Consider the following 25,502-nt stretch of genomic DNA (forward strand, 5'->3'; position numbering starts at 1 on the left):
GCGTGCGCCAAACACCGATGCCGTAGGGTGGGCAAAGCCAACGGGTCGCGCGAATGCGCGCCCGATGACAGGCTCCGCGTGCCCACCATTATGTCCGAGAGTGCCGATGGATGGTGGGCACAGCGCGCAAAGGGCGCGCCTTTGCCCACCCTACGACACCACGGCACCGCGGCCTATAGCCGTCGCAGCGCCACGCTTGCCACGGTGTGGTCGGCGCCCTTCTTCAGGATCAGCGTCGCGCGGGGGCGGGTCGGCAGGATGTTGTCCTCGAGATTGGCGAGGTTGGTGCGTTCCCAGATCGCGATGGCGGTGGCGGTGGCTTCCTCGTCCGACAACAGCGCGTAGCGGTTGAAGTAGGATTTTGGATTGGTGAACGCGGTGTCGCGCAGCGCCAGGAAGCGCTTGATGTACCATTGCCGCAGCGCCGCCTCGTCGGCGTCGATATAGACCGAAAAGTCGAAGAAGTCGGAGACGACGGGCACCGCCTTGCCGTCGCGCGGCAGCTTGCCGGTTTGCAGCACGTTGACGCCCTCGACGATCAGGATGTCCGGCTGGTCGATCTCGGCCCACTGGTTCGGCACGATGTCGTAGGTCAGATGCGAATAGACCGGCGCGCGCACGTGGCGGCGGCCGGCCTTGATGTCGGAGAGGAAGCTGAGCAGCAGCGGCAGGTCGTAGCTCTCCGGAAAACCCTTCTTCTGCATGATGCCCTGCCGCTCCAGCACGGCGTTGGGATACAGAAATCCGTCGGTGGTGATCAGTTCGACCTTCGGACGCGGCGACCAGCGCGCCAGCAGTGCCTGAAGCACGCGGGCCGTGGTGGATTTTCCGACCGCGACCGAACCAGCGACGCCGATGATGTAGGGCATCTTGCGGTCGCGGATGTTGAGAAACTGGCGCTCTGCGTAGTACAGGCGCTGCATCGCATCGACATAGATCGACAAGAGGCGCGACAGCGGCAGGTAGATGTCCTCGACCTCCTGCAAGTCCAGGCGATCGTGCAGCGAGCGCAGCCGGTCGAACTCGCCGGGCTCCAGCGTCATCGGCGTGTCGTCGCGCAGTCGCGACCACTGCTCGCGCGTATAGACGCGGTACGGATTATACTGCTGCTCGGGTGCGCGGATATCCATGACGCGACCTTTCCGTTGGGATCTACTAACCCTTGCGGGACGCCTTTTCTTCCAATCCGGACATATTCGTCCGCTTGTCCAGCGCGGCCTCGACCTCCTCCAGCTTTACGCCGCGGGCCTTGAGCAGCACAAGGAAGTGATAGAGCAGGTCGGCACTTTCAGCGATCAGATGCGCGCGATCGTTTTCGACTGCTGCGATTACGGTTTCGACTGCCTCCTCGCCGAACTTCTTGGCGCAATGCTCGGCGCCCTTGTCCAGGAGCTTACGGGTATAGGACGCCTCGCCGCCGGCCGCCGCGCGGGCGTCGATGGTGTCGGCCAGATCGTGGATCGTGAAACGCGACATCGGAATTACTCGAACAACACACAAGGCCACGGAGGCCATTCCCCGTAGGCCTATGTAGCATTTTTATGATCGGGAGTCGTCAGGCATCGAGGCGCATGGCCAGTCCGCGACGGGCCATGTGCTCCTTGGCTTCGCGAATGGTGAATTCCCCGAAATGGAAGATCGAGGCGGCCAGCACAGCTGTGGCGTGGCCGTTGCGGATACCGTCGACGAGATGATCGAGATTGCCGACGCCGCCCGAGGCTATCACGGGAACGGGAACGCTGTCGGCGATCGCCCGGGTCAGCGGGATGTCGAAGCCCTGCCGGGTGCCGTCGCGGTCCATGGAGGTGAGCAGGATTTCACCAGCACCGAGCGAGACCACTTCCTGGGCATATTCGATGGCATCGATGCCGGTCGAGTTGCGGCCACCATGGGTGAAGATCTCCCAGCGGTCGCCGCCCGGACGCTTGACCCGCTTGGCGTCGATCGCGACCACCACGCATTGTTCGCCGAACTTTTCCGCGGCTTCCTTGACGAATTCGCGCCGCGACACCGCGGCGCTGTTGATCGAGACCTTGTCGGCGCCGGCGCGCAGCAGCGTCTTGATATCGTCCACCTTGCGCACGCCGCCACCGACGGTCACGGGCATGAAGCAGGCCTCCGCCGTGCGCCGGACCACGTCCAGCATGATGCCGCGGTTCTCATGGGTCGCGGTGATGTCGAGGAAGGTGAGCTCGTCGGCACCGGCGGCGTCATAGGCGATCGCGGCTTCGACGGGATCGCCGGCATCGCGCAGGTCGACGAAGTTGACGCCCTTGACGACCCGGCCGTCCTTGACGTCGAGGCAGGGGATCACGCGCACCTTGAACATGTGTCAGCTCCTAGGCGGTGCGCGCGTTGCGGATCAAGGTGAGGGCATCAGCGGGATCGAGCCGGCCATCGTAAAGCGCGCGGCCGGCGATCGCGCCGGCGAGCTTCTCGGCGCGCGGCGTCAGCATCGCCTTGACGTCCTCGATCGAGGCGAGGCCGCCGGAGGCGATCACGGGAATCGAGATCGCATCTGCCAGCGCGATGGTCGCATCGAGATTCAAGCCTTTAAGCAAGCCGTCGCGCGCGATGTCGGTGAAGATGATGGCGGCGACGCCGGCATCCTCGAAACGCTTTGCGATCTCCAGCACCGTCACCTGGGAGGTCTCGGCCCAGCCTTCGACGGCGACCTTGCCGTCGCGGGCATCGAGCCCGACCGCGACGCGGCCGGGGAATTTTTTTGCAGCCGCCTTCACCAATTCGGGGTCGCGCACCGCGGCGGTGCCGATGATGACGCGGGTGATGCCCTTGTCGAGCCAGGCTTCGACGGTCGCGAGATCGCGAATGCCGCCGCCGAGCTGCACCGGGATCTTGATCGTCTTGAGCATCGCCTCGACCGCCTGCGCATTGACCGGCTTGCCGGCGAAGGCGCCGTCGAGATCGACGACGTGGAGATACTCAAAACCCTGTTCGACAAAGCTCTGCGCCTGCGCTGCGGGATTGAGGTTGAACACGGTCGCGCGCGCCATGTCGCCTTGCTCGAGGCGCACGCACTGGCCGTTCTTGAGGTCGATCGCGGGAAAGAGAATCACGGCTTCCATCGCAAAAAGTTCGAGATCAGGGCCAAGCCGAAACGCTGGCTCTTCTCGGGGTGGAATTGGGTGCCGATGGCGGTGTCCTTCGCGACGATCGCGGTGACGGGTCCACCGTAATCGGCGCGCGCGAGCACGTCCGCCTCGTTGGCGGCGTTGAGGTGGTAGGAGTGCACGAAATAGGCGTGCTGCCCCTTGGGGCCGAGCGGCAGCCTGTCCAGCACCGGATGCTCGCGCAGCAGGTCGAGCGTGTTCCAGCCCATGTGCGGGATCTTCAGGCTCTCGTCGCGCGGCATGATCTTCTCGACGTCGCCGCCGACCCAGTTCAGGCCCTCGGTGATGACGTGTTCCTTGCCGCGGCTCGCCATCAGCTGCATGCCGACGCAAATACCAAAGAAGGGCCGTGCCTTGACGCGCACCGCTTCGGTGATCGCCTCGACCATGCCGTTGACGGCATCGAGCCCGCGCCGGCAATCGGCGAAGGCGCCGACACCGGGCAGCACCAGACGGTCGGCGCCGTAGGCCTGATCCGGATCGCTGGTGACGAAGACCTTTTGCGGAATCTCCAGGCTGCGCGCGGCGCGCTCGAATGCCTTGGCGGCGGAATGCAGATTGCCTGAACCGTAATCGATGATCGCGACGCTCATCTTGACCCTCCCGGTTCTGGAAATAATCCAATGATGCCGCCCGACGGCAGCGGTGGCGGATTTGAGAATTGCTGACCCGGCACGTTGCGGGTTGGCGGCGGGCCGCCGCGATCGACGGCCCATTGATCGTTGACGATGCCACGCTGCTTCTGGCTCCAGCGCTCGAAGAAACGCCGCTCGGCGGTGTCCTCGTCGTCGGAGATGACGACGTCGAGCTGGCGCCACTTGCCGCGCGACAGCGTCCAGCGGCGCAGGCTCGAGGCCTCGAAACCCATCAGCACCGCGATGATCATATTGGCCAAGAAGATCGAGCTGCGGCCAACGCCGAGGCTATGCAGCCCTGCATCGAATGCAGCCAGGAAAATCACCCAGCCGATCAGCGCCAGCCAGAGCCTGTTCCAGAGCAGCCAGAACGGGCCGAGAACCATCGCCCAGAAATGAAAACCGTCGCGCACGAAGACGAACTTGTCAGTCGCGCGCAGATCGGCTCCGGCAGGGGAGGGAGCATGAACTGTGTAGACAGGCATGGTGATGCCCCGTTCCTAGGAATTCAGTGATACCGCAAGCGGCGCGTGCCGCCGGCCGAAAGACGTCAGCCGCCGAGCGAGCCCTTGGTGGACGGGATTTCGCCCACGGCCTTCGGATCGATCGCGACGGCAGTGCGCAGCGCCCGCGCCAGGCCCTTGAAGCAGGACTCGGCGATGTGGTGGCTGTTATCGCCATATAGGGTCTCGACGTGGAGAGTCACGCCGGCGTTCATGGCGAAGGCCTGGAACCACTCGCGCACCAGCTCGGTATCGAACTCGCCGATCTTGTCGCGGGGGAAGTCGGCCTTGAACACCAGGAACGGGCGGCCCGAGATGTCGATGACCACGCGCGACAGCGTCTCGTCCATGGGCATGTGCACGCCGGCATAGCGGGTGATGCCCGCCATGTTGCCGAGCGCCTGCTTGACCGCCTGGCCGAGCGCGATGCCGGTGTCTTCGGTGGTATGGTGATGATCAATGTGCAAATCGCCGACCGCCTTGACCGTGAGGTCGATGCGGGAATGGCGGGCGAGGAGATCGAGCATATGGTCGAAAAAGCCGATGCCGGTCGCGATATTGGACACGCCGGTGCCATCGAGGTTCACGGTGACCTCGATGTCGGTTTCCTTGGTCTTGCGCTTGATCGTCGCGGTGCGCATTGAAAAGCGGTTTCCATTCTGGTTTTGGACCGAAAACGGCGGTCTTTTAACAGTCAAATGACGCCTTCGCTACTGCGGGAACGGCTGGCCGGGCCTCTACTTCTGCCTATGGTGAGCGAAATGGGCCCGGAGCGGCCCGTTGTACGGTCGGTCCCGACCGCCTAAATCAGGTCCGACAACGAGGTATTTGATGCAGGACTCCCAGAACAGCGCACCGGGCTGGCACGGCACCACGATTTTGACGGTCCGCAAGGGCGGCAAGGTGGTGATCGGCGGCGACGGCCAGGTCTCGATCGGCCAGACCGTGATCAAGTCCAACGCCAAGAAGGTGCGAAAACTCGGCAAGGGCGACGTCATCGGCGGCTTTGCCGGCGCCACGGCTGACGCCTTCACGCTCTTCGAGCGGCTCGAATCCAAGCTCGAGCAGTATCCGGGGCAGCTGACCCGGGCTGCGGTGGAGCTCGCCAAGGACTGGCGGACCGACCGCTATCTGCGCCGCCTGGAGGCCATGATGATCGTGGCCGACAAGGACGTCTCCCTGGTCCTGACAGGCACCGGCGACGTGCTGGAGCCCGAGGCCGGGGTCATGGCGATCGGCTCCGGCGGCAATTACGCCCTGGCCGCCGCGCGGGCCCTGATCGACACCGACAAGGATGCCGAGACCATCGTCCGCCGCTCCCTCGATATCGCCGCCGACATCTGCGTCTACACCAACCGCAATCTGACCATCGAAAGCCTGGCGACCGGCTAGGCCAGACCGAACAGGACATGGCGCCCGCCTATACCTTCCGCCCGATGAGCACGGCCGATTTGCCGCTGATCCGACGGTGGCTGGGCGAGGCGCATGTGCGGGAATGGTGGGGCGATCCGGACGAGCAGTTTGCGCTCGTGAGCGGCGATCTCGATGAGCCGGCGATGGACCAGTTCATCGTGTTGGCTGGCACCCACCCGTTCGGCTATCTTCAATGCTATCGCCTGACAGCCTGGAATACCGGCTTTGGGCCGCAACCGGAGGGCACCCGTGGGATCGACCAGTTCATCGGCGAAAGCGACATGATCGCGCGCGGCCACGGCTCCGCGTTCATCCGCCAGTTCGTCGACGGCCAGTTGCGGCAGGGCCTGCCACGCATCGTCACCGATCCCGATCCGCTCAACGCTCGTGCCGTGCGCGCCTATGAGAAGGCCGGCTTCGTCCGCGACCGCATGGTCGAGACGCCGGACGGGACGGCGCTGCTGATGGTGCGCGAGCCGTGACGCTGACGAGCACGCACGAGAGCAAGGTCGCCGTACCGCCATTCGCCTGGGTCGGCATCGCACTGCTGCTGCTGGCGCTGCAGGCCTCGATCCTGTTCGCGATGGGGCGGGTGCCGATCTGCACCTGCGGCTATGTAAAGCTCTGGCATGGCGTGGTGAACAGCTCCGAAAATTCGCAGCACATCACGGACTGGTACACCTTCTCTCACATCCTGCATGGCTTCCTGTTCTACGGCTTGACCTGGCTGCTGTTCGCGCGCCTGCCCTTCCTGCAACTGTCCTGGCCGGCACGGCTGATCGTCGCCATGCTGATCGAAGGCGCCTGGGAGATCGTCGAGAACTCGCCCTTCATCATCGAACGCTACCGTGCCGGCACGATCTCGCTGGATTATTTCGGCGACAGCATCGTCAATTCGATTTCTGACAATCTGGCCATGATGCTGGGGTTCCTCGCCGCGCGCGTGCTGCCAGTCTCGGTGACCGTCCTGCTCGGGCTCGCCTTCGAGATCATGCTCGCGCTTCACATTCGCGACAATCTGACGCTCAATATCCTGATGCTGATCCATCCGATCGACGCCGTGAAACAGTGGCAATCGGGCCCGCCCATCATCTGACGTAAAATGCGGCTTGTCCCGACCCGCATCTGATCCTAGCTAAGGTCCCATGACAGACTTCTCTCCCCGCGAAATCGTCTCCGAACTCGACCGTTTCATCGTCGGCCAGGCCGATGCCAAGCGCGCGGTCTCGATCGCGCTGCGCAACCGCTGGCGCCGGCAGCAGCTCTCCGGCTCCTTGCGCGAAGAGGTACTCCCGAAGAACATCTTGATGATCGGCCCCACCGGCGTCGGCAAGACGGAGATCGCGCGACGGCTCGCCAAGCTCGCGAACGCGCCGTTCCTGAAGGTGGAAGCGACGAAATTCACCGAGGTCGGCTATGTCGGCCGCGACGTCGAGCAGATCGTGCGCGATCTCGTCGAAGTCGCGATCGCCCAGGTGCGTGAGCGCAAGCGCAAGGACGTGCAGGCACGCGCGCAGCTCGCCGCCGAGGAGCGCGTGCTCGACGCGCTGGTCGGCGCCAATTCCAGCCAGGCAACGCGCGAATCGTTCCGCAAGAAGCTGCGCGCCGGCGAGCTCAACGACAAGGAAATCGAGATCGAGACGCAGTCCTCGGGCGGCGGCATGCCGATGTTCGAGATCCCGGGCATGCCTGGCGCGCAGATGGGCGCGGTGTCGCTCGGCGACATCTTCGGCAAGCTGGGTGGCCGCAGCAAGACGCGGCGCCTGACGGTGGAGAACTCGCACGAGATCCTCGTCAATGAGGAATCCGACAAGCTGCTGGATACCGACCAGCTCACGCTGGAAGCGATCAGCGCGGTCGAGAACAACGGCATCGTGTTCCTGGACGAGATCGACAAGATCTGCGCACGCGACGGCCGGGTCGGCGGCGACGTCTCGCGCGAGGGCGTGCAGCGTGACCTGTTGCCGTTGATCGAAGGCACCACGGTCTCGACCAAGCACGGCGCGGTGAAGACCGATCACATCCTGTTCATCGCGTCCGGCGCCTTCCACGTCGCGAAGCCGTCCGACCTCTTGCCCGAACTGCAGGGCCGCCTGCCGATCCGAGTCGAACTGCAGGCCCTGACCCGCGACGACATGCGCCGCATCCTGACCGAGCCCGAGGCCTCGCTGATCAAGCAATATATCGCGTTGCTGCAGACCGAGGGCGTGACGCTCGACATCACCGCCGACGCCGTCGACGCGCTCGCCGACGTCGCGGTCGCCGTCAATTCGACGGTCGAGAACATCGGCGCGCGGCGGCTCCAGACCGTGATGGAACGGGTGCTGGACGAAATCTCCTTCACCGCCCCCGACCGGAGCGGCGAGACCGTCAAGGTCGATGCGGATTTCGTGCAGAAGCACGTCGGCGACCTCGCCAAGAACGCGGATTTGAGCCGGTTCATTTTGTAATTCGGCTGCGGTCAGCTATCTATCCCGCCGTCGTCCCCGCGAAAACGGGGACCCATACTCCCGGGCGGTTCTTGTTGGAAAAGATAGCGGCTCCAGCCTTGGCTCAAACGACATCCTGTGGTTGTGGGTCCCGGGTCGCGCGGAGCCTGTCATCGGTCCGCGCTTTGCGCGGACCCGGTGGCTTGCCTGGGACGACAGCGGGGGCTGCTTGCACCACTTCAGGTGCGGCGTGACCGCAAATATCCTGCAAAATCCCTGGCGTCTCCTGCTCGCGATGAACGCCGCGGTCATCGTCGGCGTGTTCGTCCACAAGATCCAGCTGCCGCCTTACGTCCCCTACATCCACCTCCTCGTCGACTATCATTTCGGCTTTATCAAGCGGGCGCTGATCGGCGCCATCGTCGCGCTGTTCACGGACAAGGTGCCGGTGTGGCTGGTGTTTGCGCTCGCCGGGGCGACGTGGCTGGTGACGCTTGGGCTGTACGTGAGGCTATTCCAGAAAACGTTCGGCTTCACCGCGAGGACGCTGCCGCTGTTCGTCTTCATCGCGGGCTCGCCGTTCTTTCTCAAGAACTTCATGCACACGCTCGGCCATTTCGACATCTATGGCTGCGCGCTGGCGATCATCCTGCTGCTGATGCCGGCAGGCTCGCTGCTGTTCGTCGCAACGGCCGCGCTGTTCTCGATTGTCCTCGTGCTGATCCACCACATTCATCTGCTGATGTATGTGCCGACGATCATCACCATCGTCGTGATCAGGCACTACCTCGCCTACAGCGTCACCAGGACGAATGTCGCGTTCGGTTTGGTGGCATTGCTTTGCGTGAGCGCGCTGTTCTTCGCGGCGCAATTCCTGGGAACGATGCCGATCCCGGAAGCGGATTTCGTTGCCTACCTGAAGACCCGGATGGCTGATCCGGCGCGGACCGACCTGCTGCAATTCGCCTACATCTGGTACCAGCCGCTGGCGAAGGAGGTTTCGGATACCTGGGGCCGCCTGCCGCACAACATCCTCGGCGTGCCGGTGTTCGCCCTGCTGATCTGGCTGCACACGCCACTCCGGCGCTATTTTGCCGGCGTGATCGGCGCGCTCGCGAACGACCTGCACCGGCGCCTCGTCATCGCGGCGCTGATCGGCATCAGCCTCGCCTATCTCGTGATGTTCGCGATGGTGTTCGACTATTCGCGCTGGATCTCGAACTGGGCGGTCTGCCTGTTCCTGATCCTGCATGCGGTGAAGATGCTGCCGGCCAAATACAATGCACCGCTGATCGCGTCGGAGGATCAGAAGACAAATATCTTCGGCCTGATCCTCACGCTGATCCCGCGCGTCGGAATCGTCCGGCCGTTCTAATACCTCGCCCGGCGTATCCGCACATAGAGCGCGCCCTCACCGCCATGGCCGATATGTGCCTCCTCGAAGCCGACGACGAAGGCGCGGAATTCCGGCAGGCTCAGCCATTCCGGCACCTGGCGGCGGAGCACGCCGCTTTCGCCGCCGCTCCGTCCCTTGCCGGTGATGACGAGCACGAAGGTCAGGCCGTCATCATGGGCGCGGTGCAGGAAGCGGGTCAGGGCCCGATGGGCGCGTATCTGGGTCATGCCGTGCAGATCGAGCCGCGCCTCGATCTCGCTGCGGCCGCGCGACAATTTTGTGCGCTCGCGCTTGCCCAGCGGTGCCAGCGGCGGCATGGCCGGCTTTGCCACCCGCACAGCCGGCGCGGCAGCGATCGGCCGTGGCGATGGCGCAGATCGCGTGGCCGGCGCTGCCGGTGAAGGCTCAGTGCGCGGCGGGGCATGCGCCTTTGCCACGCGATGCTTCCGCAGCGGCTTGACTTGTTTTGCGACCGCATCCCACAGCGCGCGCTCCTCCTCGCTCAGCGCACGGCGGCGCGGCGAGGGACGAGGCTCCAGCACGGGCGGACGGGACGATCGCTTCATTGCTGCCGATGGGGACGATTCTTGACTGGCCGCCGCGGCTCCTGAACGGGCTCTATCGCGGGACGCGGCACCGGCAACGGGACCGGATTGGCAACGGCGACGGTCTCACCCTTACCTTGCGCCACGGCTGCGGCCGGAGCCGCCGGCTTGGTCTGATCCTTGGGCGAATCGGTCTGCGGAAACAGCTTTGCGATCTTCTCCGAGGGACGCGGATCCGGCACCGGCAATTTCGCGGCGCGCACCGTGGGATCGAGGCCCTTCGGCACCAACATGACGAAGTGCATGGGATGGCGCAGCCGTCCCGAGACGCGGCCGGCATCCGCGCCGGCGCCGAAATAGAGATCGGCGCGCGCGGGGCCGATGATGGCCGAGCCGGTGTCCTGCGCGATCATCAGCCGGTGGAACGGCGTCTTGGAGCGTTCGGAATCGATCGGCAGCTCGCCCTCGATGAAGAACGGCGTGCCGTAGACGTGCAGCGCCTTGTCGACCGCGATCGAGCGGCCGGCGGTCAGCGGAATGCCCTGCGCACCCACTGCTTCTTCCTTGTCGGACAGATTGACCTCGCGGAAGAAGATGTAGGAGCGGTTCTGGCGGCGCAGATCCTTGGCGCCATCGGGGTTCTGCGCCATCCACTCCCTGATCTTCTGCATCGACATCTCTTCCTTCGGAATGATGCCGCGCTCGATCAGGACACGACCGACAGCCGTGTAGGGATAGCCGTTATAGGCGTCGTAATTCAGCCGGACCGTGCCGCCGTCGTCGAACTTGATCCGCGCCGAGCCCTGGATCTGGGCGAACAGCAGATCGGTCGGGTCCTTCAGCCAGGCGATCTCCAGCCCGCGGCCGGCGATCTTGCCGTCCTCGATCTCGCCGCGATCGTAATAGGGCACCAGCTTGCGGCGGCCGATCTTGCGGTAGACCGGGCCCTTGTTGGGCAGGCTGACCGAGTCCTGCTTGTAGCCGCGCACGAACAGGTTCGACGGGCGACGATAGACCGGCACGTTGAAGACGTCGGTCTGCGTCCGCGATCCCTCCAACACCGGTTCGTAATAGCCGGTGACGAAACCGTCGGGCTCGCCGAGGCGCGAGATCCGCAGCGGTGCAAAATTCTCCTCGAAGAAGGTCCTGGCTTTGCCGTCGTCGGTGAGCTCGAGCGACTTGGCGGCCCTGCAGGGCTCGCTCAGCGAGCCGCCAAGCGCCTTCGGTTCGGCCGCACCGGTCTGCGCGTTGATCGTCCGGCAGCTCGCGCGGAACGTCTTGTAGGCGGCCAGATGGTCGTCGTCGCTCCAGCCTTTCACGTCCGTCCAGGTCAGCGGCAGATATTGCGCACCGGGGATTTCGAACGGCAAAGGGAGCTGCGGATAGGGCAAGGCGCGCGGCGGCGCGGCGGCAAGTGCCGGGAGATGATGGTGATGGCTGCGGTAGTGACGCCGCGCCGCTTCGGCGCCGAGCGAAAACGACGACAGCACGACGGCACCTGCGCAAAGCGCCGTCGCGCTGTTCTTCAGGAAATTCTTAATTCGCGCTTCCGGTGCCAACCAGCTTCCAGTTTGGATCGCGAGAGGTGATATCGCGGGCGAAGGTCCAGATGTCGGTGATGTCGGCGACCGTGTCCGCACTACCGTCGACGATATTGCCACTCTTGTCGCGGGTGGCCGAGATCATCTGCGAGACGAATCGTATGGTGAGCTGAGCCGTGCGGTCGCGCAGCTCGGCGCCGACGAGCTCGGCCTTGTCGATCGAGACGAAACGCGTCTCGGTCTTCTGCTCATACTTCTCGCGTTCCTTGATAGCGGCGTCGAAGCTGTCATAGACCTCCGACGACAGCAGGTCGCGCAACGCGCGGCGGTCGCCATTGGCAAAGGCCAGCACGATCATCTCATAAGCGCCGCGGGCGCCCGAGATGAAATGGCGCGGATCGAAGGTGGAATCCTTGTCGACGATGGCGTCGAGACCCTGGGCGAGCGCGGTGCCCGGCTCGGTCAGGCCCTTCCAGCGATCGGAGGGCGGGGCCGGCTCGGCGGTCGGCGCCAGCGGGGCCTGATCGATCACCTTGCCCGGCATGGTCACGACGTTCTTGTCCTGGGCACCCCCCAGCGCATTGCGGGCGGCGGTGCGGTCGAACGGCGGCCGCTCGTTACCCGTCCGCTGTCCCAGCACGCTGCGCAGCCTCAGAAAGATGAAGACCGCCAGCGCCAGGAAGATGATGGTGTAGATGTCCACGTCGTATTCGCTTTCTGGTCTTCGCTGAAAGGGGCCGTCTCGGATCGTCGCCGGGAAAATCAATCCGGCCAGTAGACCGTTCCATACGGGAACGGCAAGTCTACATCACCATTTTAGGTCCGCCCGTCTGGTCCTCGGGATGTAGGCACGAAATCTTGCCCGGCCAATGGCGCCTTTTGGCACAGCGCCGAGTGTAGCGCGTTTTATGCTTAAGGGGAAACCCGATCCTGCCCGGAAATCGCGCATCTTCAATCGTTTAACGCGCGATTTCGTCAGGAGGGCCGGGTGAACGTCACAATTGCGGGGGCGGCGCGGATACCCGATCCGGGGCCGTTCGTCCTTGTGGAGTGAGGCGGCCCTATGTTAGCCAACCGCCGCGAAATTCAGCCCAAATCGGGTAAGGAGAGACTCTCATGACCAACGGCAACGGCACCCCTCCCGAGGCGGCCCAGGCTGCCCAGCTCAACGTTCTGGCGCAGTATATCAAGGACCTTTCGTTCGAGAATCCGAACGCGCCGACCTCGCTCCAGCAGCAGGGCCAGCCGCCCCAGATCAACATCCAGATCAATGTCAGCGCCATCAATCTCAGCGAAACCGAGTTCGAGGTGACGCTGTCGGTCGAGGGCAAGGCCGAGACCGCCGGTAAGATCATGTTCTCGTTCGAGCTCGCCTATGCCGGCGTGTTCCGCATCACCAACGTGCCGAAGGAGAATTTGCATCCGCTGGTCATGATCGAGTGCCCGCGTCTGCTGTTCCCGTTCGCCCGCGAGATCATCGCGACCGCCGTGCGCGACGGCGGGTTCCCGCCCCTGATGCTGGATCCGGTCGACTTCGTCGGTCTCTATCGTCAGAACATGGAGCGGCAAATGGCCGCTCAGCAGACGAGCGGTCAGGCCTAAACAGCCGGAGGGGCGGCTGGAGCGGGCAGGAACTCGTTCCAGATCGCCTTGTCGCCGAGCGTTGCGATGAAGGCCCGATGGGCCTCGCGCTCGGCATCGGAAATCCGCGGCGCGAGCGGCACGGTCCGCTGCCGCCGCGGCACATCGCCAGCCGCATTGGCGCGAATGTCCTCGCCTTCCGAAGCGAGGAGCAATTGCGATTGCCGCGCCCCGACCAGATCGACATAAACTTCGGCCAAGAGTTCGGCGTCGAGCAGCGCGCCGTGCTTGGTGCGGTGTGAATTGTCGATCGAATAGCGCGAGCAGAGATCGTCGAGCCGGTTCGACACGCCCGGATGCTTGCGCCGCGCCAACAGCAGCGTATCGACCAGCCGCTCGCGCGGGATCGCGACACGTTTGACCTTGTCGAGCTCGGCGTTGATGAAGCCGATGTCGAACGAAGCGTTGTGGATCACCAGCGGCGCATCGCCGATGAACTCCAGAAACGGGTCGACGACCTCGTGGAACAGCGGCTTGGTCGACAGGAACTCAGCCGACAGCCCGTGCACCGCAAAGGCTTCCGCCGGCATGTCCCGTTCGGGATTGATATAGACGTGATACGTCTGGCCGGTCGGCATGCGGTTGAAAATCTCGACGCAGCCGATTTCGACCAGGCGATCGCCGCGGAGCGGATCGAGGCCAGTGGTTTCGGTGTCGAGAACGATTTCACGCATGATCAAGAGGCCGTGTGAGGCAGCGAATCAGGCTCGCCGCTGCGGCATCTTAACGACCTCGGCCAGAATGTGCGTGATTTGGGCGCGCACGGGTTCAAGTCCGTGTGACGTATCCACTACGAAATCGGCCCGCTTGCGCTTCTCGGCATCCGGCGTCTGCTTGGCGATGATCGCGTCGAGCTTGGCCTCGTCCATCGTCCCGCGCTCCAGCACACGCTTGCGCTGGAGTTCCGGCGAGGTCGACACCACGACGACGGCGTCGACCCGCTTCTCGCCGCCGGTTTCGAACAGCAGCGGGATATCCAGGACCACGACGGGCGCTTTGGCTGCTTCCGCATCGGCGAAGAATTTCTGCCGGGAGGCGCCGAGCATCGGATGAACGATCTGCTCGAGCTGCTTGATCGCGGCCGGATCATGCACGACGCGCGCCGACAGTTTTGGGCGATCGACCTTGCCGTTCGCGGTGGTCCCGGGAAAGGCGGCCTCGATCGCGGGCGCGGCCTCACCCTCGTAGAGTTGGTGGACGGCAGCATCGGCGTCGTAGACGGGAACGCCGGCCTCCGCGAACAATTTCGCGGTGGTGGATTTTCCCATCCCGATCGAGCCGGTCAGTCCAAGGATCCGCATCAGCAGGCAGCCGTTTCTGTCATTCACACCGCAACTAGCCGTTCGCGCCGCAGGAACGCAAGCAACGGCAGCAGCGGCAGGCCGAGAATGGTGAAATGGTCACCCTCGATGCGCTCGAACAGATGGCAGCCGAGACCTTCGAGCTGATAGGCGCCGACGCTGGTCGTCACCGCATCGCCGGCGGCGTCGAAATAGGCGGAAAGCTCCGTCTCGGTCATCGGCCGCATGGTCATGCGGGCCACCGAAACATCCTCGAAAACGATCTTGCCATCTCGCGCCACGGCCACTGCGGAATTCAGCGCGTGGCTTTTGCCGGCGAGGTCGAGCAGTTGCGTCATCGCCTGTGCGCGGCCTGCGGGCTTGTTGAAGAGACGCTCGCCGAGAGCCAGGGTCTGGTCGGCACCGATCACATAGCTCCCCGGATGACCGGCCGAGACCGCCTTGGCCTTCTCACGCGCCAGCAGCAGGGCGATGTCATGCGGGCCTGAAAGCTTCGAGGCGGCCTGAATGCCGCGCTCGTCGATATCGGCCGTAATCGCCTTGAACTCCAGTCCGGCACTCGCCAGCAGCATCTTTCGCGCGCTGCTCTGCGAGGCCAGTATCAACGGAGTTTCGCCGCGCCAGAGAGACATCGCCGAAACTATCCCGTTGGCCGGTTGCGCTGGCGATCACTGTAGAGCTTCATGATCGCCGCGGCGGTTTCCTCGATCGATCGCCGCGTGACGTCGAGCAGCGGCCAGTCGTGTTTGGCGCTCAGCTTGCGCGCGAACGCGACCTCGTCAGCGACCGCCTGCCTGTCGGTATAGGTGTCGCCGCTGGTATCGGCACCCATCGAGAGCAGGCGGTTCTGGCGCACCTGGATCAGGCGTTCCGGCGTCGCATGCAGGCTCACCACCAGCGGCCGCGTCAGGGTCTCCAATTGTGCCGGCACCGGAATGCCCGGAACCAATGGCACGTTGGCGGTGCGGATGCCGCGATTGGCCAGATAGATCGACGTCGGTGTCTTGGAGGTGCGTGAGACGCCGACGAGCACCACGTCGGCATCATCGAGGCCTTCGACATGCTGGCCGTCGTCGTGGATCATCGTGTAGTTCAGCGCGTCGATGCGCTTGAAATATTCCGCATTGAGGACGTGCTGGGCGCCGACGCGGCCCGTGGTCGCAGCACCGAGATAGGCTTCGAACAACTGCATCACCGGACCGATGATCGACAGGCTCGGAACGTTGATCTGCTTGCACTTGTCCTCGAGCCGGGAGACCAGATCCTTCTCCAGCAGCGTGAACAGCACGATCCCCGGCGCCTCCTCGATCTCGTCGAGCACGCGATCGAGCTGCTTCTGGCTGCGCACCAGGGGATAGACATGCTCGACCGGGGTGACGTTGGCGTACTGCGCCGCGACGGCGCGCGCGACGGTGATCAGCGTCTCTCCGGTGGAGTCGGAGACCAGGTGGAGATGGAAATAATTGTTCGAGGTCGGCACAAAAGCCCTTTGTATGGAGGCGGTGTGGTTTGTGGATTTCTGTGGACCTTAACCCCTCGGAAAGGGTTGCGCGACACCAGGGGCGGGACAAGTGCCAATTTTCTTCACACCACTGCCCATCGGAACAAGTCCGGCGACCTGTTGAGAGGAAAACGGGATTGCGCGGACAACCCCCTTGATAAGCTGCCGACAGAAACGCGCAAGCCTTTGAAGCTGGCCGACTTATCGAAGGCCGCAGGAAGCATCAGGGATATGTTGATGGATGTGAACAAGCGCACGTGAACGTGCGGACGGAATTGTGTGAGTCCTATTCACGGTCACATAGACTCAAACCTTAAGAATCTAAGATTCTAGATTAGAGGAAGGCGCTACGGACGGATAAGTGTGTAGGGTGAGACCTTAACGAGTTCTTACTATCCCCAGCGTTCCCTGCGCTGGACAGAAAGCCGGGCGCAGAAAATGTTCGAAGACGTCTATCTCTGGATCAAGGCGCTGCACGTGATCGCCGTCATCTCCTGGATGGCGGGCATGCTGTATCTGCCGCGGCTGTTCGTTTATCACTCCGAGGCCGAGATCGGCTCGAAGCAGTCGGAAACGTTCAAAGTGATGGAACGCCGGCTGCTCAAGGCGATCATCAACCCCGCCATGATCGTCACATGGCTTGCCGGGCTCTATCTCGCCTGGTCCGGCCACTGGTTCTCTTTCGGCTGGCTGCACGTAAAACTGGCACTGGTCCTGGCGATGTCTGGGGTCCACGGCTTTTTTTCACGCTGGTGCAAGGATTTCGCCGCCGACCGGCGTCCGCGTAGCCAGAAATTCTATCGAATTATCAATGAGGTGCCGACTGCTCTGATGATTTTGATCGTCATCATGGTGATCGTGAAGCCGTTCTAGGCAGGGCTTGCGATGAATCGCTCAGCGCTTCGGCTTGCGGAGTGGAAAGCGATTTTCTATATTGGCGACATCCCACCCAACGCAGGCGGATGTGGTTTTGTCTGAGCTTTCCAGAGGCCGGACACCGCATCAGGTTTGAAGCCTCACCGGCGCTCTCCTTGCCAGACCTGCGGACCTTACCTTCTCGCGTCCGCATTTCAGAGCCTCCTCGCACCCCCTCCCAAGGTTACCCCACAGGACCACCCCAATGCGGGAAATTAAACTCCAGGACCTCAAGTCGAAGACGCCGGCCGAGCTTGTCTCGTTCGCGGAAGAGAATGGGGTCGAGAATGCCAGCACCATGCGCAAGCAGGAGCTGCTGTTCGCCATCCTCAAGCAGCTCGCGATTGCTGAAACCGACATCGTTGGCGAGGGCGTCGTCGAGGTGCTCTCCGACGGCTTCGGATTCCTCCGCTCGCCGGACGCCAATTATCTGCCGGGACCGGACGACATCTACGTTTCGCCCTCGCAGATCCGCCGCTTCGGTCTGCGCACCGGCGACACCATCGAAGGCCACATTCGCAGCCCGAAAGAGGGCGAACGCTATTTTGCGCTGCTGAAGGTCAACACGCTCAATTTCGAAGACCCGGAAAAGGCCAAGCACAAGGTCAATTTCGACAACCTCACGCCGCTGTTTCCGAATCAGCGTTTCCGTATGGAAATCGACGACCCGACGCGAAAAGACCTTTCTGCAAGGGTGATCGATATCGTCGCGCCGATCGGAAAGGGCCAGCGCGCGCTGATCGTCGCGCCGCCGCGCACGGGTAAAACCGTGCTGATGCAGAACATCGCGCATTCGATCGCGCACAATCACCCCGAATGCTATCTGATAGTGCTGCTGATCGACGAACGTCCGGAAGAAGTCACGGACATGCAGCGCTCGGTGAAGGGCGAGGTCGTTTCGTCGACCTTCGACGAGCCGGCGGTTCGTCACGTCCAGGTCGCCGAGATGGTGATCGAAAAAGCAAAACGGCTGGTCGAGCATGGCCGCGACGTCGTCATCCTGCTCGATTCGATCACGCGCCTGGGCCGCGCCTACAACACCGTGGTGCCGTCATCCGGCAAGGTCTTGACCGGTGGTGTCGACGCCAACGCGCTCCAGCGCCCGAAGCGCTTCTTTGGTGCCGCCCGCAATATCGAGGAGGGCGGCTCGCTGACGATCATTGCAACCGCGCTGGTCGATACCGGCAGTCGCATGGACGAAGTCATCTTCGAAGAGTTCAAGGGCACCGGTAACTCCGAACTGATCCTGGACCGCAAGGTCTCGGACAAGCGCACCTTCCCGGCGATCGACATCTCGCGCTCCGGCACCCGCAAGGAGGAGCTCATCACCGATCCGCAGGTGCTCAAGAAAATGTACGTGCTCCGCCGCATCCTGAACCCGATGGGCACCATGGATGGGATCGACTTCCTGCTCGACAAGCTGCGCTCGACCAAGAGCAATTCAGAGTTCTTCGACTCGATGAACACCTGAGTGCGATGCAGCATGAGATCAAAGGGCGCCTACGGGCGCCCTTTTTCTTTTGTGCGGCTTTGCTGCGGAAGAAATGCAGCATGGCGATGGGACGAAAGGAAAATGCTCTTCCGGAAGTTGTTGATATCTTTACAGAATGCTTGACTCTGGCTGACCATTTGGTGCTTGGGCGAGGCTGCCTCTGCAGCAAAATGCTGCGCCTTATGTTGCATCGCAATAAAGCCGTTGCTGCGGACCAGAGCGCAGCAAAAGGGGCGTCGGCATCGCGAGAACGGGCCGTTTGCCTTTTCCCTGCCAGCCGGACAAATAGGCCATGCATCCGCGAGACCAGACCATCTTTGCGCTGTCGTCCGGCCGTGCGCCCAGCGCGATCGCCGTGGTGCGGGTCTCGGGCCCGCAGGCCGGCCTGGTCCTGACGAAGCTCGCGGGCAAGCCGCCGGCGCCGAGACAGGCCAGCCGCCGGCTGCTCCGCGATGGCGCGGGCCAGCCGATCGACGATGCGGTCGTGCTCTGGTTTCCGGGGCCGGCCAGCGCGACCGGCGAGGACGTCGCCGAATTTCACGTCCATGGCGGCCGCGCGGTGCTCGCGGCACTCCTCTCCGCTATTTCTTTTATTCCGAATGCGCGCGCAGCCGAGCCCGGCGAATTCACGCGGCGCGCGTTCGAGAACGGCAAGCTCGATCTCACCGAAGCCGAAGGCCTCGACGATCTCATCCATGCCGATACCGATCGTCAGCGCCGTCAGGCGCTGCGCCAGTTGCAGGGCCTGCTCGGCGATCGCGCGCGCGACTGGCGCGAGCGCATCATCGAGGCCTCGGCGCTGATCGAGGCCGGCATCGATTTTTCCGACGAGGGCGATGTGCCGGCCGAGTTGAGGGCGCCGGCGGTGAAAGCGATCAAAGCGCTGCATGACGAAATCGCAGAAGTCCTAGCGGCACAGGGACATTCTGAACGCCTGCGCGACGGCCTGGTGGTCGCGATCGCCGGCGAGCCGAATGTCGGTAAGTCGACGCTGATCAATCAGCTCGCGCGCCGCGAGGTCGCGATTGTCTCGCCCTATGCCGGCACCACCCGCGACGTAATCGAGGTGCAGCTCGATCTCGACGGCTACCCGGTCACGGTGATCGACACGGCTGGCATCCGGGAGACCGACGATCCCGTGGAGCAGGAAGGCGTGCGCCGGGCGCGAGCCCGAGCCGAAGATGCCGACCTCGTGCTGTGGCTGGTGGAGGGTGGCCGCGCCGTCGATCCGGGCGCGATGCAATCGCTGGTGAAGTCCGGCCCCGGGCGTGATCAATCAAGCGGCTCGGTCTGGATCGTCCGCAACAAGATTGATCTGGGCGAGGCGGGGGAGGTCTGGCCGCGCGGCGAGTTCGGGATATCGGCGAGCCGAGGGGACGGCGTTCCCGACCTGATCGACGCGCTCGTGAAATTCGCTGCCGAGTTTTTCGGGACCACCGAGGGAGCATTGGTGACCCGGGCCCGCCAGCGAGATCTGTTGCGCCGGGCATCGGACAGCTTGCGCCGGAGCCTGGAGCTTGTAGAAGACGGCGAAGAGCTTGCCGCCGAGGAGCTGCGCGCTGCGGCCTTTGCCTTGGGTCGGCTGTTGGGCCGGGTCGACGTCGAGGACGTCCTCGGGGCCATCTTCCAGAAATTCTGCATCGGAAAGTAGAACTAGTTCTTCATTGTAGAACTAGCGCTTATTCCAATTCTTGCGTTTCACGTGAAACGGGGGCTCGTTTCGTAGCCCGGATGAAGCGAAGCGCAATCCGGGGACGGCTCCTCAGCCGGAACACCTTTCCCGGATTTCGCTGCGCTCCATCCGGGCTACAAGCTTGTCCCGCTCCTTGCGTTTCACGTGAAGCAGCAGCGGGATGGGTTCCGGTCCGTTTCACGCGGAACACATTCTTGCAGGCTCCGGCCTGTTTCACGTGAAACAGCGGGGCGAGTGGCCCGCCTCGGTCTTGGTGTTCGTGCGCACGGTCTGATCGCCTGACGGGCAGTGAGGGTCGTGGCCGGTGGCCGTCCCCCAAGCTCGTCATTGCGAGGAGCCCTTGCGACGAAGCAATCCAGACGGCCTCCAGGGAGGGATTCTGGATTGCTTCGCTCCGCTCGTAATGACGGAGTAGGCCGATCGCTTGGGTCCTCTCTACCCCCGTCCAGAGCTGTGCGAGATCTCGCCGGGAGTTCTCTCCCGGTTAGACCCATCCTGTTTCACGTGAAACAGCAGTCCGCTCAATGCCCCTTCTACTGTGCATGGGGTTGTTTTCGCGAAAATGCGCATCGCCTCCTTGGCCGCACCGTTTCACGTGAAACAGCCGCCTCACCCAGTTTCTACTTCCGGCTTCTCCGCCTCTGAGATAGAAGTCCGCCCATGCGAACAGAGCGAGAGAGTTTCGACGTCATCGTGATTGGCGGCGGCCACGCCGGCTGTGAAGCCGCCGCTGCTTCCGCCCGGATGGGTGCGACGACCGCTCTGGTGACGCACCGTTTCTCCACCGTCGGCGCGATGTCCTGCAATCCCGCCATTGGCGGTCTCGGTAAGGGCCATCTGGTCCGCGAGGTCGACGCCCTCGATGGCCTGATGGGCCGGGTCGGCGATGCCGGTGGCATCCAGTTCCGCGTCCTCAATCGCCGCAAGGGTCCGGCTGTTCGTGGTCCGCGTGCCCAGGCCGACCGGAAGCTTTATGCCGCAGCCATGCAGGCCGCGATCCGGGACACCGAAGGTCTTTCCGTCATCGAGGGCGAGGCAGACGAGCTGATCGTGGTCGAGGGCCGGGTGACCGGACTACGCTTGGCGGACGGCCGCGAGCTTCGGGCAGGGGCTGTCGTCGTCACCACCGGCACCTTCCTCCGCGGTCTGATCCATCTCGGCGAGAAGAACTGGCCCGCCGGCCGGGTCGGCGAAGCCCCGGCGATGGGTCTTTCGAGCTCCTTTGAGCGGGCAGGCTTCACCCTTGGACGGCTTAAGACCGGGACTCCGCCGCGTCTGGACGGCACCACGATCGACTGGTCCGCGGTCGAGATGCAGCCCGGAGATGAGCCGCCGGAGCCGTTCTCGGTGATGACCGAGCGGATCACGACCCCGCAGATCCAGTGCGGGATCACCCGAACGACCTCCGCGACCCATGAGGTGATCCGCGCGAACGTCCATCGCTCGCCGATGTACTCCGGGCAGATCAAGAGCTCCGGACCGCGCTACTGTCCCTCGATCGAGGACAAGATCGTCCGCTTTGGCGACCGCGACGGCCATCAGATCTTTCTGGAGCCGGAAGGGCTCGACGATAGCACTGTCTATCCCAACGGCATCTCGACCTCGCTGCCGGAGGAGGTCCAGCTCGCGATCCTCGCCAGCATTCCTGGCCTGGAGCAGGTGAAGATGGTCCGCCCGGGCTACGCCATCGAATACGACCACATCGATCCCCGCGAGCTCGATCCGACCCTCCAGACCAAGCGTCTGCGTGGCCTCTTCCTGGCGGGTCAGATCAACGGCACCACAGGATACGAGGAAGCTGCCGGGCAGGGTATCGTGGCCGGCCTGAACGCGGCTTTGGCCGCGAGCGGCGCCGCGCTAACCGTGTTCGACCGTGCCGATGGCTATCTTGGCGTGATGATCGACGACCTCGTCACCCGCGGGATCAGCGAACCCTATCGGATGTTCACCTCGCGCGCCGAGTACCGGCTGACCCTGCGCGCCGACAACGCCGATCAGCGCCTCACCGAGAAGGGGATTGCGCTCGGATGCGTTGGGAGCGCCCGGACGCAGCATCACCGTGCCAAGATGGACGCCTTGAATGTGGCCAGGGTGCTGTCGAAGTCCCTGACCATCACCCCGAACGAGGCGATCAAGCACGGCCTGTCCCTGAACCGGGACGGCCAGCGCCGTTCGGCGTTCGAGTTGATGGCCTATCCGGACATCGGCTGGAGCCAGGTCCGGACCATCTGGCCGGAGCTGTCGGCGATCGACCCGGTCATCGCCACCCATCTGGAGATCGACGCGAAGTACGACGTCTATCTCGAGCGCCAGAGCGCCGACGTCGAAGCTTTCAGGCGAGACGAGGGGATGGTGCTGTCGGACGTCGATTACCAGCAGGTCCCCGGTCTTTCCAATGAGGTGCGGGCCAAGCTTGAGAAGGCGCGGCCGTTCACCGTCGGCCAGGCTGGCCGGATCGACGGCATGACGCCGGCGGCTCTCGGTATCCTCGCGGCCTACCTCCGGCGCGAGGCACGGAAGACCTCAAAGGCGATCGCATAGGCGTTTCACGTGAAACAGCGCGGGCCGGGCGGCAGATCGTCATCAGGGAAACCATCGGCAGGTGAGGGCGCGGGCCATCGATCCGAGCCGACGCCGATCAAACCGAAGATCGACAAGGCCAGCGCCAACGATCGGTCGCTGGACTCCATCGTCGCAGCGGACAAGCTCGCGGCGCTCAGGCTTGCCCCGGTTTCACGTGAAACCGAGGAACGGCTCGATCGCTACATCGCGCTGCTCCGGGAGTGGCAGGCCAAGACCAATCTGGTCGCGCCCTCGACCCTGCCGCAGCTCTGGACCCGGCACATCGCCGACTCGCTCCAGCTCGTCGATCTCGCCCCTTCCGCGAAACGCTGGGCCGACCTCGGTAGCGGCGGCGGCTTCCCCGGAATCGTCCTCGCCTGTGCCATGGCCGGGACGCCTGGCGCCAGCGTCCACCTCGTCGAGCGAATCGGCAAGAAGGCGGCCTTTCTGCGCGAAGCAGTTCGCGTCACCGCATCTCCGGGGCTCGTACATCTCGCGGAGATCGGGGATAATGTGGATAGAATCACCGGCCCCGTGGATTGCGTCACCGCGCGTGCGCTGGCTCCGCTACATCAACTCATCGGCTTTGCGGAGCCGCTGATGCGCCAGGGTGCAAAAGCGCTGTTTCCGAAGGGGCAAGATGTAGAGGCTGAATTGACCGAAGCCGCTAAATATTGGAATATTCAACCGCAGCTTCACCAAAGCCGTACCGGCGACGGTTGGATCGTCGAGCTGACGTCCGTCGAGCAGCGCGGCTGAGGCGTTCAGGGGTCGAGTGGGGAATTTGCGATGAGCGTGATTGACGAACCGCAGCAGCAACAGACCGGCGAAGTCCCGCAGGGCCACCCGCGCATCCTGGCGCTGGCGAATCAGAAGGGCGGCGTGGGAAAAACAACCACGGCGATCAATCTTGGCACGGCACTCGCTGCGATCGGCGAGCGCGTCCTGATCGTCGATCTCGATCCGCAGGGCAACGCCTCGACCGGCCTCGGCATCGATCGCCGCAACCGCTCCTGCTCGACCTATGACGTGTTGATCGGCGAATCGAGCTTGCGCGAGGCGGTGGTCTCGACCGCGGTGCCGCGGCTGCACATCGCACCCTCGACCATGGATCTCTCCGGCCTCGAGCTCGAGCTCGGCACCACGCCCGGCCGCGCGTTCAAGCTGCGCGACGCCATCGGCGCGCTCAACAACAACGTCTCGCCGGACGCCGATTACACCTATGTGCTGATCGACTGCCCGCCCTCGCTCAACCTGCTCACGGTGAATGCGATGGCGGCCTCCGATGCGATCCTGGTGCCGCTCCAGTGCGAGTTCTTCGCGCTCGAGGGTCTGTCGCAATTGCTGCAGACGGTGGAGCAGGTGCGCTCGACGCTCAATCCGAACCTGTCGATCCACGGCATCGTGCTGACCATGTTCGACTCGCGCAACAACCTCTCGAACCAGGTCGTCGCCGACGTCCGTCAGTTCATGGGCGAGAAGGTCTACAAGACCATGATCCCGCGCAACGTGCGCATCTCGGAAGCGCCGTCCTACGGCAAGCCGGTCCTGGTCTACGATCTCAAATGCGTCGGCAGCGAAGCTTACTTGCGGCTCGCCACCGAAGTGATCCAGCGCGAGCGTGAGCTGCGCACCACGCATTGACGCTGCCGTAGGGTGGGCAAAGGCGTCTTCGCCGTGCCCACCATCTTCTGCACACAACTGGTGGGCACGCTTCGCTTTGCCCACCCTACGATAATTCAGTTCTGGAGTGTTGCACCGTGAATCCAAGGGAGCTGGCGATGGCCGACGAAGCGCGTTCGCGACTGGGCCGGGGTCTTGCGAGTCTGATCGGTGACGTCGGCGGCGAGGCTCAGCATGTCGATCGTCCGCGCGCGCAGCGCAAGGTGCCGATCGAATTCATCAAGCCCAATCCGCGCAACCCGCGCCGCGCCTTTTCGGAAACGGAGCTCAAGGAGCTCTCTGATTCGATCAAGCAGCACGGCGTGATCCAGCCGATCGTCGTGCGTCCGATCAAGGGCGCGCAGGATCGCTTCGAGATCATCGCCGGCGAACGGCGCTGGCGCGCGTCGCAGATGGCCGGCCTGCACGAGGTGCCGATCGTGCCGGTCGACATCAGCGACAGCGATGCGCTGGAGTTCGCGATCGTCGAGAACGTGCAGCGCGAAGACCTCAACCCGATGGAAGAGGCGCTCGGCTATCACGCGCTCGCCAACGAATTCAAACGCAGCCAGGACGACATCGCAAAGGTCGTCGGCAAGAGCCGCAGCCACATCGCCAATATGATGCGGCTGACGAAACTGCCGGCCGAAGTGCAGGCCTTGATCACGAGCGGCGAGCTGACCGCCGGCCACGCCCGCGCGCTGATCGGCGTGCCCGATCCGCTCGCCTCAGCCAGGCGCATCGTCGCGGAAGGCCTCAACGTCCGCCAGGCCGAGGCGCTCGCGCATGAAGAGGGTGTGCCGGAGCGCAAGCCGCAGAAGGCGCGCAGCACCGGGGGCAAGGAAAAAGACCCCGACACGATCGATCTCGAAAAGCGCGTCAGCGATGCGCTTGGCCTCAAGGTCACGGTCAATCACCGCGACCCCGGCGGCTCCGTCCAGATCAACTACCGCAACCTCGATCAGCTCGACGAGGTGATGAAGCGGCTCGCGAAGGGCGCGCTGTAGACCTAGCCCTCAGTGTCGGGGGGGGGGGGCGGGCGGCGGCGCGCCGGGGGGAGGGGTGGCGGAGGTGTATAGACAGAGAGAATGGGCATAGAAAAGCAAAAAACAAAAAGAAAAAAAGCGAGGGATGGGTGGGTT

The 25,502-nt window shown here is 63.8% G+C and carries 27 protein-coding genes; 13 read left to right on the forward strand and 14 right to left on the reverse strand.

Features of this window, described 5'->3' with window-relative positions; all coding sequences use genetic code 11:
- Positions 1–173: 173 nt before the first annotated feature.
- From coaA to hisB, 7 genes are all read right to left on the reverse strand, one after another.
- Positions 174–1,130 carry a type I pantothenate kinase gene (gene coaA / locus ABIB99_RS20890; protein ID WP_028150152.1) on the reverse strand — a complete coding sequence of 319 codons (957 nt, stop codon included), beginning with the start codon at positions 1,128–1,130 and terminating at the stop codon, positions 174–176.
- Positions 1,131–1,155: 25 nt separating this feature from the next.
- Positions 1,156–1,476, reverse strand: coding sequence for a phosphoribosyl-ATP diphosphatase (locus ABIB99_RS20895; protein WP_028150153.1), 321 nt, complete (start codon positions 1,474–1,476; stop codon positions 1,156–1,158).
- Positions 1,477–1,555: 79 nt separating this feature from the next.
- Positions 1,556–2,329, reverse strand: coding sequence for an imidazole glycerol phosphate synthase subunit HisF (gene hisF / locus ABIB99_RS20900; protein ID WP_063980266.1), 774 nt, complete (start codon positions 2,327–2,329; stop codon positions 1,556–1,558).
- A 10-nt stretch (positions 2,330–2,339) separates the two neighbouring features.
- Complete coding sequence (gene hisA, locus ABIB99_RS20905) at positions 2,340–3,077, reverse strand: 1-(5-phosphoribosyl)-5-[(5-phosphoribosylamino)methylideneamino]imidazole-4-carboxamide isomerase (RefSeq protein ID WP_354177381.1); 738 nt, start codon at positions 3,075–3,077, stop codon at positions 2,340–2,342.
- The gene (gene hisH / locus ABIB99_RS20910) at positions 3,074–3,724 is read right to left on the reverse strand and encodes an imidazole glycerol phosphate synthase subunit HisH (protein WP_028150156.1); all 651 of its coding nucleotides are present in this window, start codon (positions 3,722–3,724) and stop codon (positions 3,074–3,076) included. Before hisH ends, hisA begins: the two co-directional genes overlap by 4 nt.
- Positions 3,721–4,251: a DUF2628 domain-containing protein gene (locus ABIB99_RS20915; RefSeq protein ID WP_028150157.1), complete on the reverse strand. Its 531-nt coding sequence runs from the start codon at positions 4,249–4,251 to the stop codon at positions 3,721–3,723. Before ABIB99_RS20915 ends, hisH begins: the two co-directional genes overlap by 4 nt.
- Positions 4,252–4,316: 65 nt before the next feature.
- Entirely contained in the window at positions 4,317–4,910 is a 594-nt protein-coding gene (hisB, locus tag ABIB99_RS20920; protein ID WP_028150158.1) for an imidazoleglycerol-phosphate dehydratase HisB, read from the reverse strand.
- Between the two features lie 190 nt (positions 4,911–5,100).
- On the opposite strand from hisB, the gene hslV reads away from it, so the two are divergent.
- The 5 genes from hslV to ABIB99_RS20945 all read left to right on the forward strand — a co-directional run bounded on the left by hslV (position 5,101) and on the right by ABIB99_RS20945 (position 9,486).
- Positions 5,101–5,661 carry an ATP-dependent protease subunit HslV gene (gene hslV / locus ABIB99_RS20925; RefSeq protein WP_028150159.1) on the forward strand — a complete coding sequence of 187 codons (561 nt, stop codon included), beginning with the start codon at positions 5,101–5,103 and terminating at the stop codon, positions 5,659–5,661.
- A 17-nt stretch (positions 5,662–5,678) separates the two neighbouring features.
- Positions 5,679–6,164: a GNAT family N-acetyltransferase gene (locus ABIB99_RS20930; protein ID WP_354177382.1), complete on the forward strand. Its 486-nt coding sequence runs from the start codon at positions 5,679–5,681 to the stop codon at positions 6,162–6,164.
- Positions 6,161–6,778 carry a DUF2585 domain-containing protein gene (locus tag ABIB99_RS20935; RefSeq protein WP_354177384.1) on the forward strand — a complete coding sequence of 206 codons (618 nt, stop codon included), beginning with the start codon at positions 6,161–6,163 and terminating at the stop codon, positions 6,776–6,778. The genes ABIB99_RS20930 and ABIB99_RS20935 overlap by 4 nt, the downstream gene beginning before the upstream one ends.
- A gap of 49 nt (positions 6,779–6,827) precedes the next feature.
- A complete protein-coding gene (gene hslU, locus ABIB99_RS20940; RefSeq protein ID WP_028150162.1) occupies positions 6,828–8,132 on the forward strand; it encodes an ATP-dependent protease ATPase subunit HslU in 1,305 nt (434 codons plus the stop codon).
- A gap of 229 nt (positions 8,133–8,361) precedes the next feature.
- Positions 8,362–9,486 carry a hypothetical protein gene (locus ABIB99_RS20945; protein ID WP_354177386.1) on the forward strand — a complete coding sequence of 375 codons (1,125 nt, stop codon included), beginning with the start codon at positions 8,362–8,364 and terminating at the stop codon, positions 9,484–9,486.
- On the opposite strand, the gene ABIB99_RS20950 is transcribed toward ABIB99_RS20945, so the two are convergent.
- From ABIB99_RS20950 to ABIB99_RS20960, 3 genes are read right to left on the reverse strand one after another with little or no spacing between them, the layout of a single operon-like run.
- Entirely contained in the window at positions 9,483–10,073 is a 591-nt protein-coding gene (locus ABIB99_RS20950) for a Smr/MutS family protein (protein ID WP_354177388.1), read from the reverse strand. The two genes, ABIB99_RS20945 and ABIB99_RS20950, sit on opposite strands and share 4 nt — an antisense overlap.
- Positions 10,070–11,611 (reverse strand): murein transglycosylase A, encoded by a 1,542-nt coding sequence (gene mltA, locus ABIB99_RS20955; protein WP_354177389.1) that lies wholly within the window; start codon positions 11,609–11,611, stop codon positions 10,070–10,072. The genes ABIB99_RS20950 and mltA overlap by 4 nt, the downstream gene beginning before the upstream one ends.
- Entirely contained in the window at positions 11,589–12,296 is a 708-nt protein-coding gene (locus ABIB99_RS20960; RefSeq protein ID WP_063980275.1) for a Tim44/TimA family putative adaptor protein, read from the reverse strand. The genes mltA and ABIB99_RS20960 overlap by 23 nt, the downstream gene beginning before the upstream one ends.
- 413 nt (positions 12,297–12,709) lie before the next feature.
- Here ABIB99_RS20960 and secB point away from each other — a divergent pair, with 413 nt between their 5' ends.
- Entirely contained in the window at positions 12,710–13,195 is a 486-nt protein-coding gene (gene secB / locus ABIB99_RS20965; protein ID WP_028150166.1) for a protein-export chaperone SecB, read from the forward strand.
- Here secB and dnaQ read toward each other — a convergent pair.
- Genes dnaQ through ABIB99_RS20985 form a run of 4 tightly spaced genes read right to left on the reverse strand, consistent with a single transcriptional unit; the run spans position 13,192 to position 16,015 of the window.
- Entirely contained in the window at positions 13,192–13,908 is a 717-nt protein-coding gene (gene dnaQ, locus ABIB99_RS20970; RefSeq protein WP_063985973.1) for a DNA polymerase III subunit epsilon, read from the reverse strand. The genes secB and dnaQ overlap by 4 nt on opposite strands.
- Before the next feature lie 27 nt (positions 13,909–13,935).
- Positions 13,936–14,535 carry a dephospho-CoA kinase gene (gene coaE, locus ABIB99_RS20975; RefSeq protein WP_028150168.1) on the reverse strand — a complete coding sequence of 200 codons (600 nt, stop codon included), beginning with the start codon at positions 14,533–14,535 and terminating at the stop codon, positions 13,936–13,938.
- Positions 14,536–14,558: 23 nt separating this feature from the next.
- Entirely contained in the window at positions 14,559–15,167 is a 609-nt protein-coding gene (locus ABIB99_RS20980; protein WP_354177392.1) for a Maf family protein, read from the reverse strand.
- 8 nt (positions 15,168–15,175) lie between these two features.
- Positions 15,176–16,015, reverse strand: a complete 840-nt coding sequence (locus ABIB99_RS20985) for a pyruvate, water dikinase regulatory protein (RefSeq protein ID WP_028150170.1) — start codon at positions 16,013–16,015, stop codon at positions 15,176–15,178.
- A gap of 459 nt (positions 16,016–16,474) precedes the next feature.
- Between ABIB99_RS20985 and hemJ the strand changes: the two genes are divergently transcribed.
- The 7 genes from hemJ (at position 16,475) to ABIB99_RS21020 (ending at position 25,367) form a co-directional block, all read left to right on the forward strand.
- A complete protein-coding gene (gene hemJ, locus ABIB99_RS20990) occupies positions 16,475–16,909 on the forward strand; it encodes a protoporphyrinogen oxidase HemJ (protein ID WP_028150172.1) in 435 nt (144 codons plus the stop codon).
- A gap of 247 nt (positions 16,910–17,156) precedes the next feature.
- Positions 17,157–18,422 (forward strand): transcription termination factor Rho, encoded by a 1,266-nt coding sequence (gene rho / locus ABIB99_RS20995; protein ID WP_045004625.1) that lies wholly within the window; start codon positions 17,157–17,159, stop codon positions 18,420–18,422.
- A 313-nt stretch (positions 18,423–18,735) separates the two neighbouring features.
- Positions 18,736–20,094, forward strand: a complete 1,359-nt coding sequence (gene mnmE, locus ABIB99_RS21000) for a tRNA uridine-5-carboxymethylaminomethyl(34) synthesis GTPase MnmE (protein ID WP_354177393.1) — start codon at positions 18,736–18,738, stop codon at positions 20,092–20,094.
- Positions 20,095–20,796: 702 nt separating this feature from the next.
- The gene (mnmG, locus tag ABIB99_RS21005; RefSeq protein ID WP_354177394.1) at positions 20,797–22,677 is read left to right on the forward strand and encodes a tRNA uridine-5-carboxymethylaminomethyl(34) synthesis enzyme MnmG; all 1,881 of its coding nucleotides are present in this window, start codon (positions 20,797–20,799) and stop codon (positions 22,675–22,677) included.
- 9 nt (positions 22,678–22,686) lie between these two features.
- Positions 22,687–23,457, forward strand: coding sequence for a 16S rRNA (guanine(527)-N(7))-methyltransferase RsmG (gene rsmG, locus ABIB99_RS21010; protein ID WP_354177396.1), 771 nt, complete (start codon positions 22,687–22,689; stop codon positions 23,455–23,457).
- A 30-nt stretch (positions 23,458–23,487) separates the two neighbouring features.
- Positions 23,488–24,342, forward strand: a complete 855-nt coding sequence (locus tag ABIB99_RS21015; protein ID WP_063980282.1) for a ParA family protein — start codon at positions 23,488–23,490, stop codon at positions 24,340–24,342.
- 137 nt (positions 24,343–24,479) lie between these two features.
- Positions 24,480–25,367 (forward strand): ParB/RepB/Spo0J family partition protein, encoded by an 888-nt coding sequence (locus ABIB99_RS21020; protein ID WP_354177397.1) that lies wholly within the window; start codon positions 24,480–24,482, stop codon positions 25,365–25,367.
- The last annotated feature ends 135 nt before the right edge of the window (positions 25,368–25,502 follow it).

Source organism: Bradyrhizobium sp. LA6.1 (assembly GCF_040547805.1).
Classification (GTDB): Bacteria; Pseudomonadota; Alphaproteobacteria; order Rhizobiales; family Xanthobacteraceae; genus Bradyrhizobium; species Bradyrhizobium barranii.

Excerpts from the sequence above, each read along its gene's own strand:
- hemJ (WP_028150172.1), top strand. The coding sequence starts at position 16,475 with ATGTTCGAAGACGTCTATCTCTGGATCAAGGCGCTGCACGTGATCGCC.
- coaE (WP_028150168.1), bottom strand. The coding sequence starts at position 14,535 with ATGCGGATCCTTGGACTGACCGGCTCGATCGGGATGGGAAAATCCACC.
- coaA (WP_028150152.1), bottom strand. The coding sequence starts at position 1,130 with ATGGATATCCGCGCACCCGAGCAGCAGTATAATCCGTACCGCGTCTAT.
- ABIB99_RS20915 (WP_028150157.1), bottom strand. The coding sequence starts at position 4,251 with ATGCCTGTCTACACAGTTCATGCTCCCTCCCCTGCCGGAGCCGATCTG.
- hisB (WP_028150158.1), bottom strand. The coding sequence starts at position 4,910 with ATGCGCACCGCGACGATCAAGCGCAAGACCAAGGAAACCGACATCGAG.
- hisF (WP_063980266.1), bottom strand. The coding sequence starts at position 2,329 with ATGTTCAAGGTGCGCGTGATCCCCTGCCTCGACGTCAAGGACGGCCGG.
- ABIB99_RS20930 (WP_354177382.1), top strand. The coding sequence starts at position 5,679 with ATGGCGCCCGCCTATACCTTCCGCCCGATGAGCACGGCCGATTTGCCG.
- ABIB99_RS20950 (WP_354177388.1), bottom strand. The coding sequence starts at position 10,073 with ATGAAGCGATCGTCCCGTCCGCCCGTGCTGGAGCCTCGTCCCTCGCCG.
- ABIB99_RS21020 (WP_354177397.1), top strand. The coding sequence starts at position 24,480 with ATGGCCGACGAAGCGCGTTCGCGACTGGGCCGGGGTCTTGCGAGTCTG.
- hisH (WP_028150156.1), bottom strand. The coding sequence starts at position 3,724 with ATGAGCGTCGCGATCATCGATTACGGTTCAGGCAATCTGCATTCCGCC.
- ABIB99_RS21015 (WP_063980282.1), top strand. The coding sequence starts at position 23,488 with ATGAGCGTGATTGACGAACCGCAGCAGCAACAGACCGGCGAAGTCCCG.
- mnmG (WP_354177394.1), top strand. The coding sequence starts at position 20,797 with ATGCGAACAGAGCGAGAGAGTTTCGACGTCATCGTGATTGGCGGCGGC.
- hslU (WP_028150162.1), top strand. The coding sequence starts at position 6,828 with ATGACAGACTTCTCTCCCCGCGAAATCGTCTCCGAACTCGACCGTTTC.
- ABIB99_RS20895 (WP_028150153.1), bottom strand. The coding sequence starts at position 1,476 with ATGTCGCGTTTCACGATCCACGATCTGGCCGACACCATCGACGCCCGC.
- mnmE (WP_354177393.1), top strand. The coding sequence starts at position 18,736 with ATGCATCCGCGAGACCAGACCATCTTTGCGCTGTCGTCCGGCCGTGCG.
- ABIB99_RS20980 (WP_354177392.1), bottom strand. The coding sequence starts at position 15,167 with ATGTCTCTCTGGCGCGGCGAAACTCCGTTGATACTGGCCTCGCAGAGC.
- secB (WP_028150166.1), top strand. The coding sequence starts at position 12,710 with ATGACCAACGGCAACGGCACCCCTCCCGAGGCGGCCCAGGCTGCCCAG.
- hslV (WP_028150159.1), top strand. The coding sequence starts at position 5,101 with ATGCAGGACTCCCAGAACAGCGCACCGGGCTGGCACGGCACCACGATT.
- dnaQ (WP_063985973.1), bottom strand. The coding sequence starts at position 13,908 with ATGCGTGAAATCGTTCTCGACACCGAAACCACTGGCCTCGATCCGCTC.
- rho (WP_045004625.1), top strand. The coding sequence starts at position 17,157 with ATGCGGGAAATTAAACTCCAGGACCTCAAGTCGAAGACGCCGGCCGAG.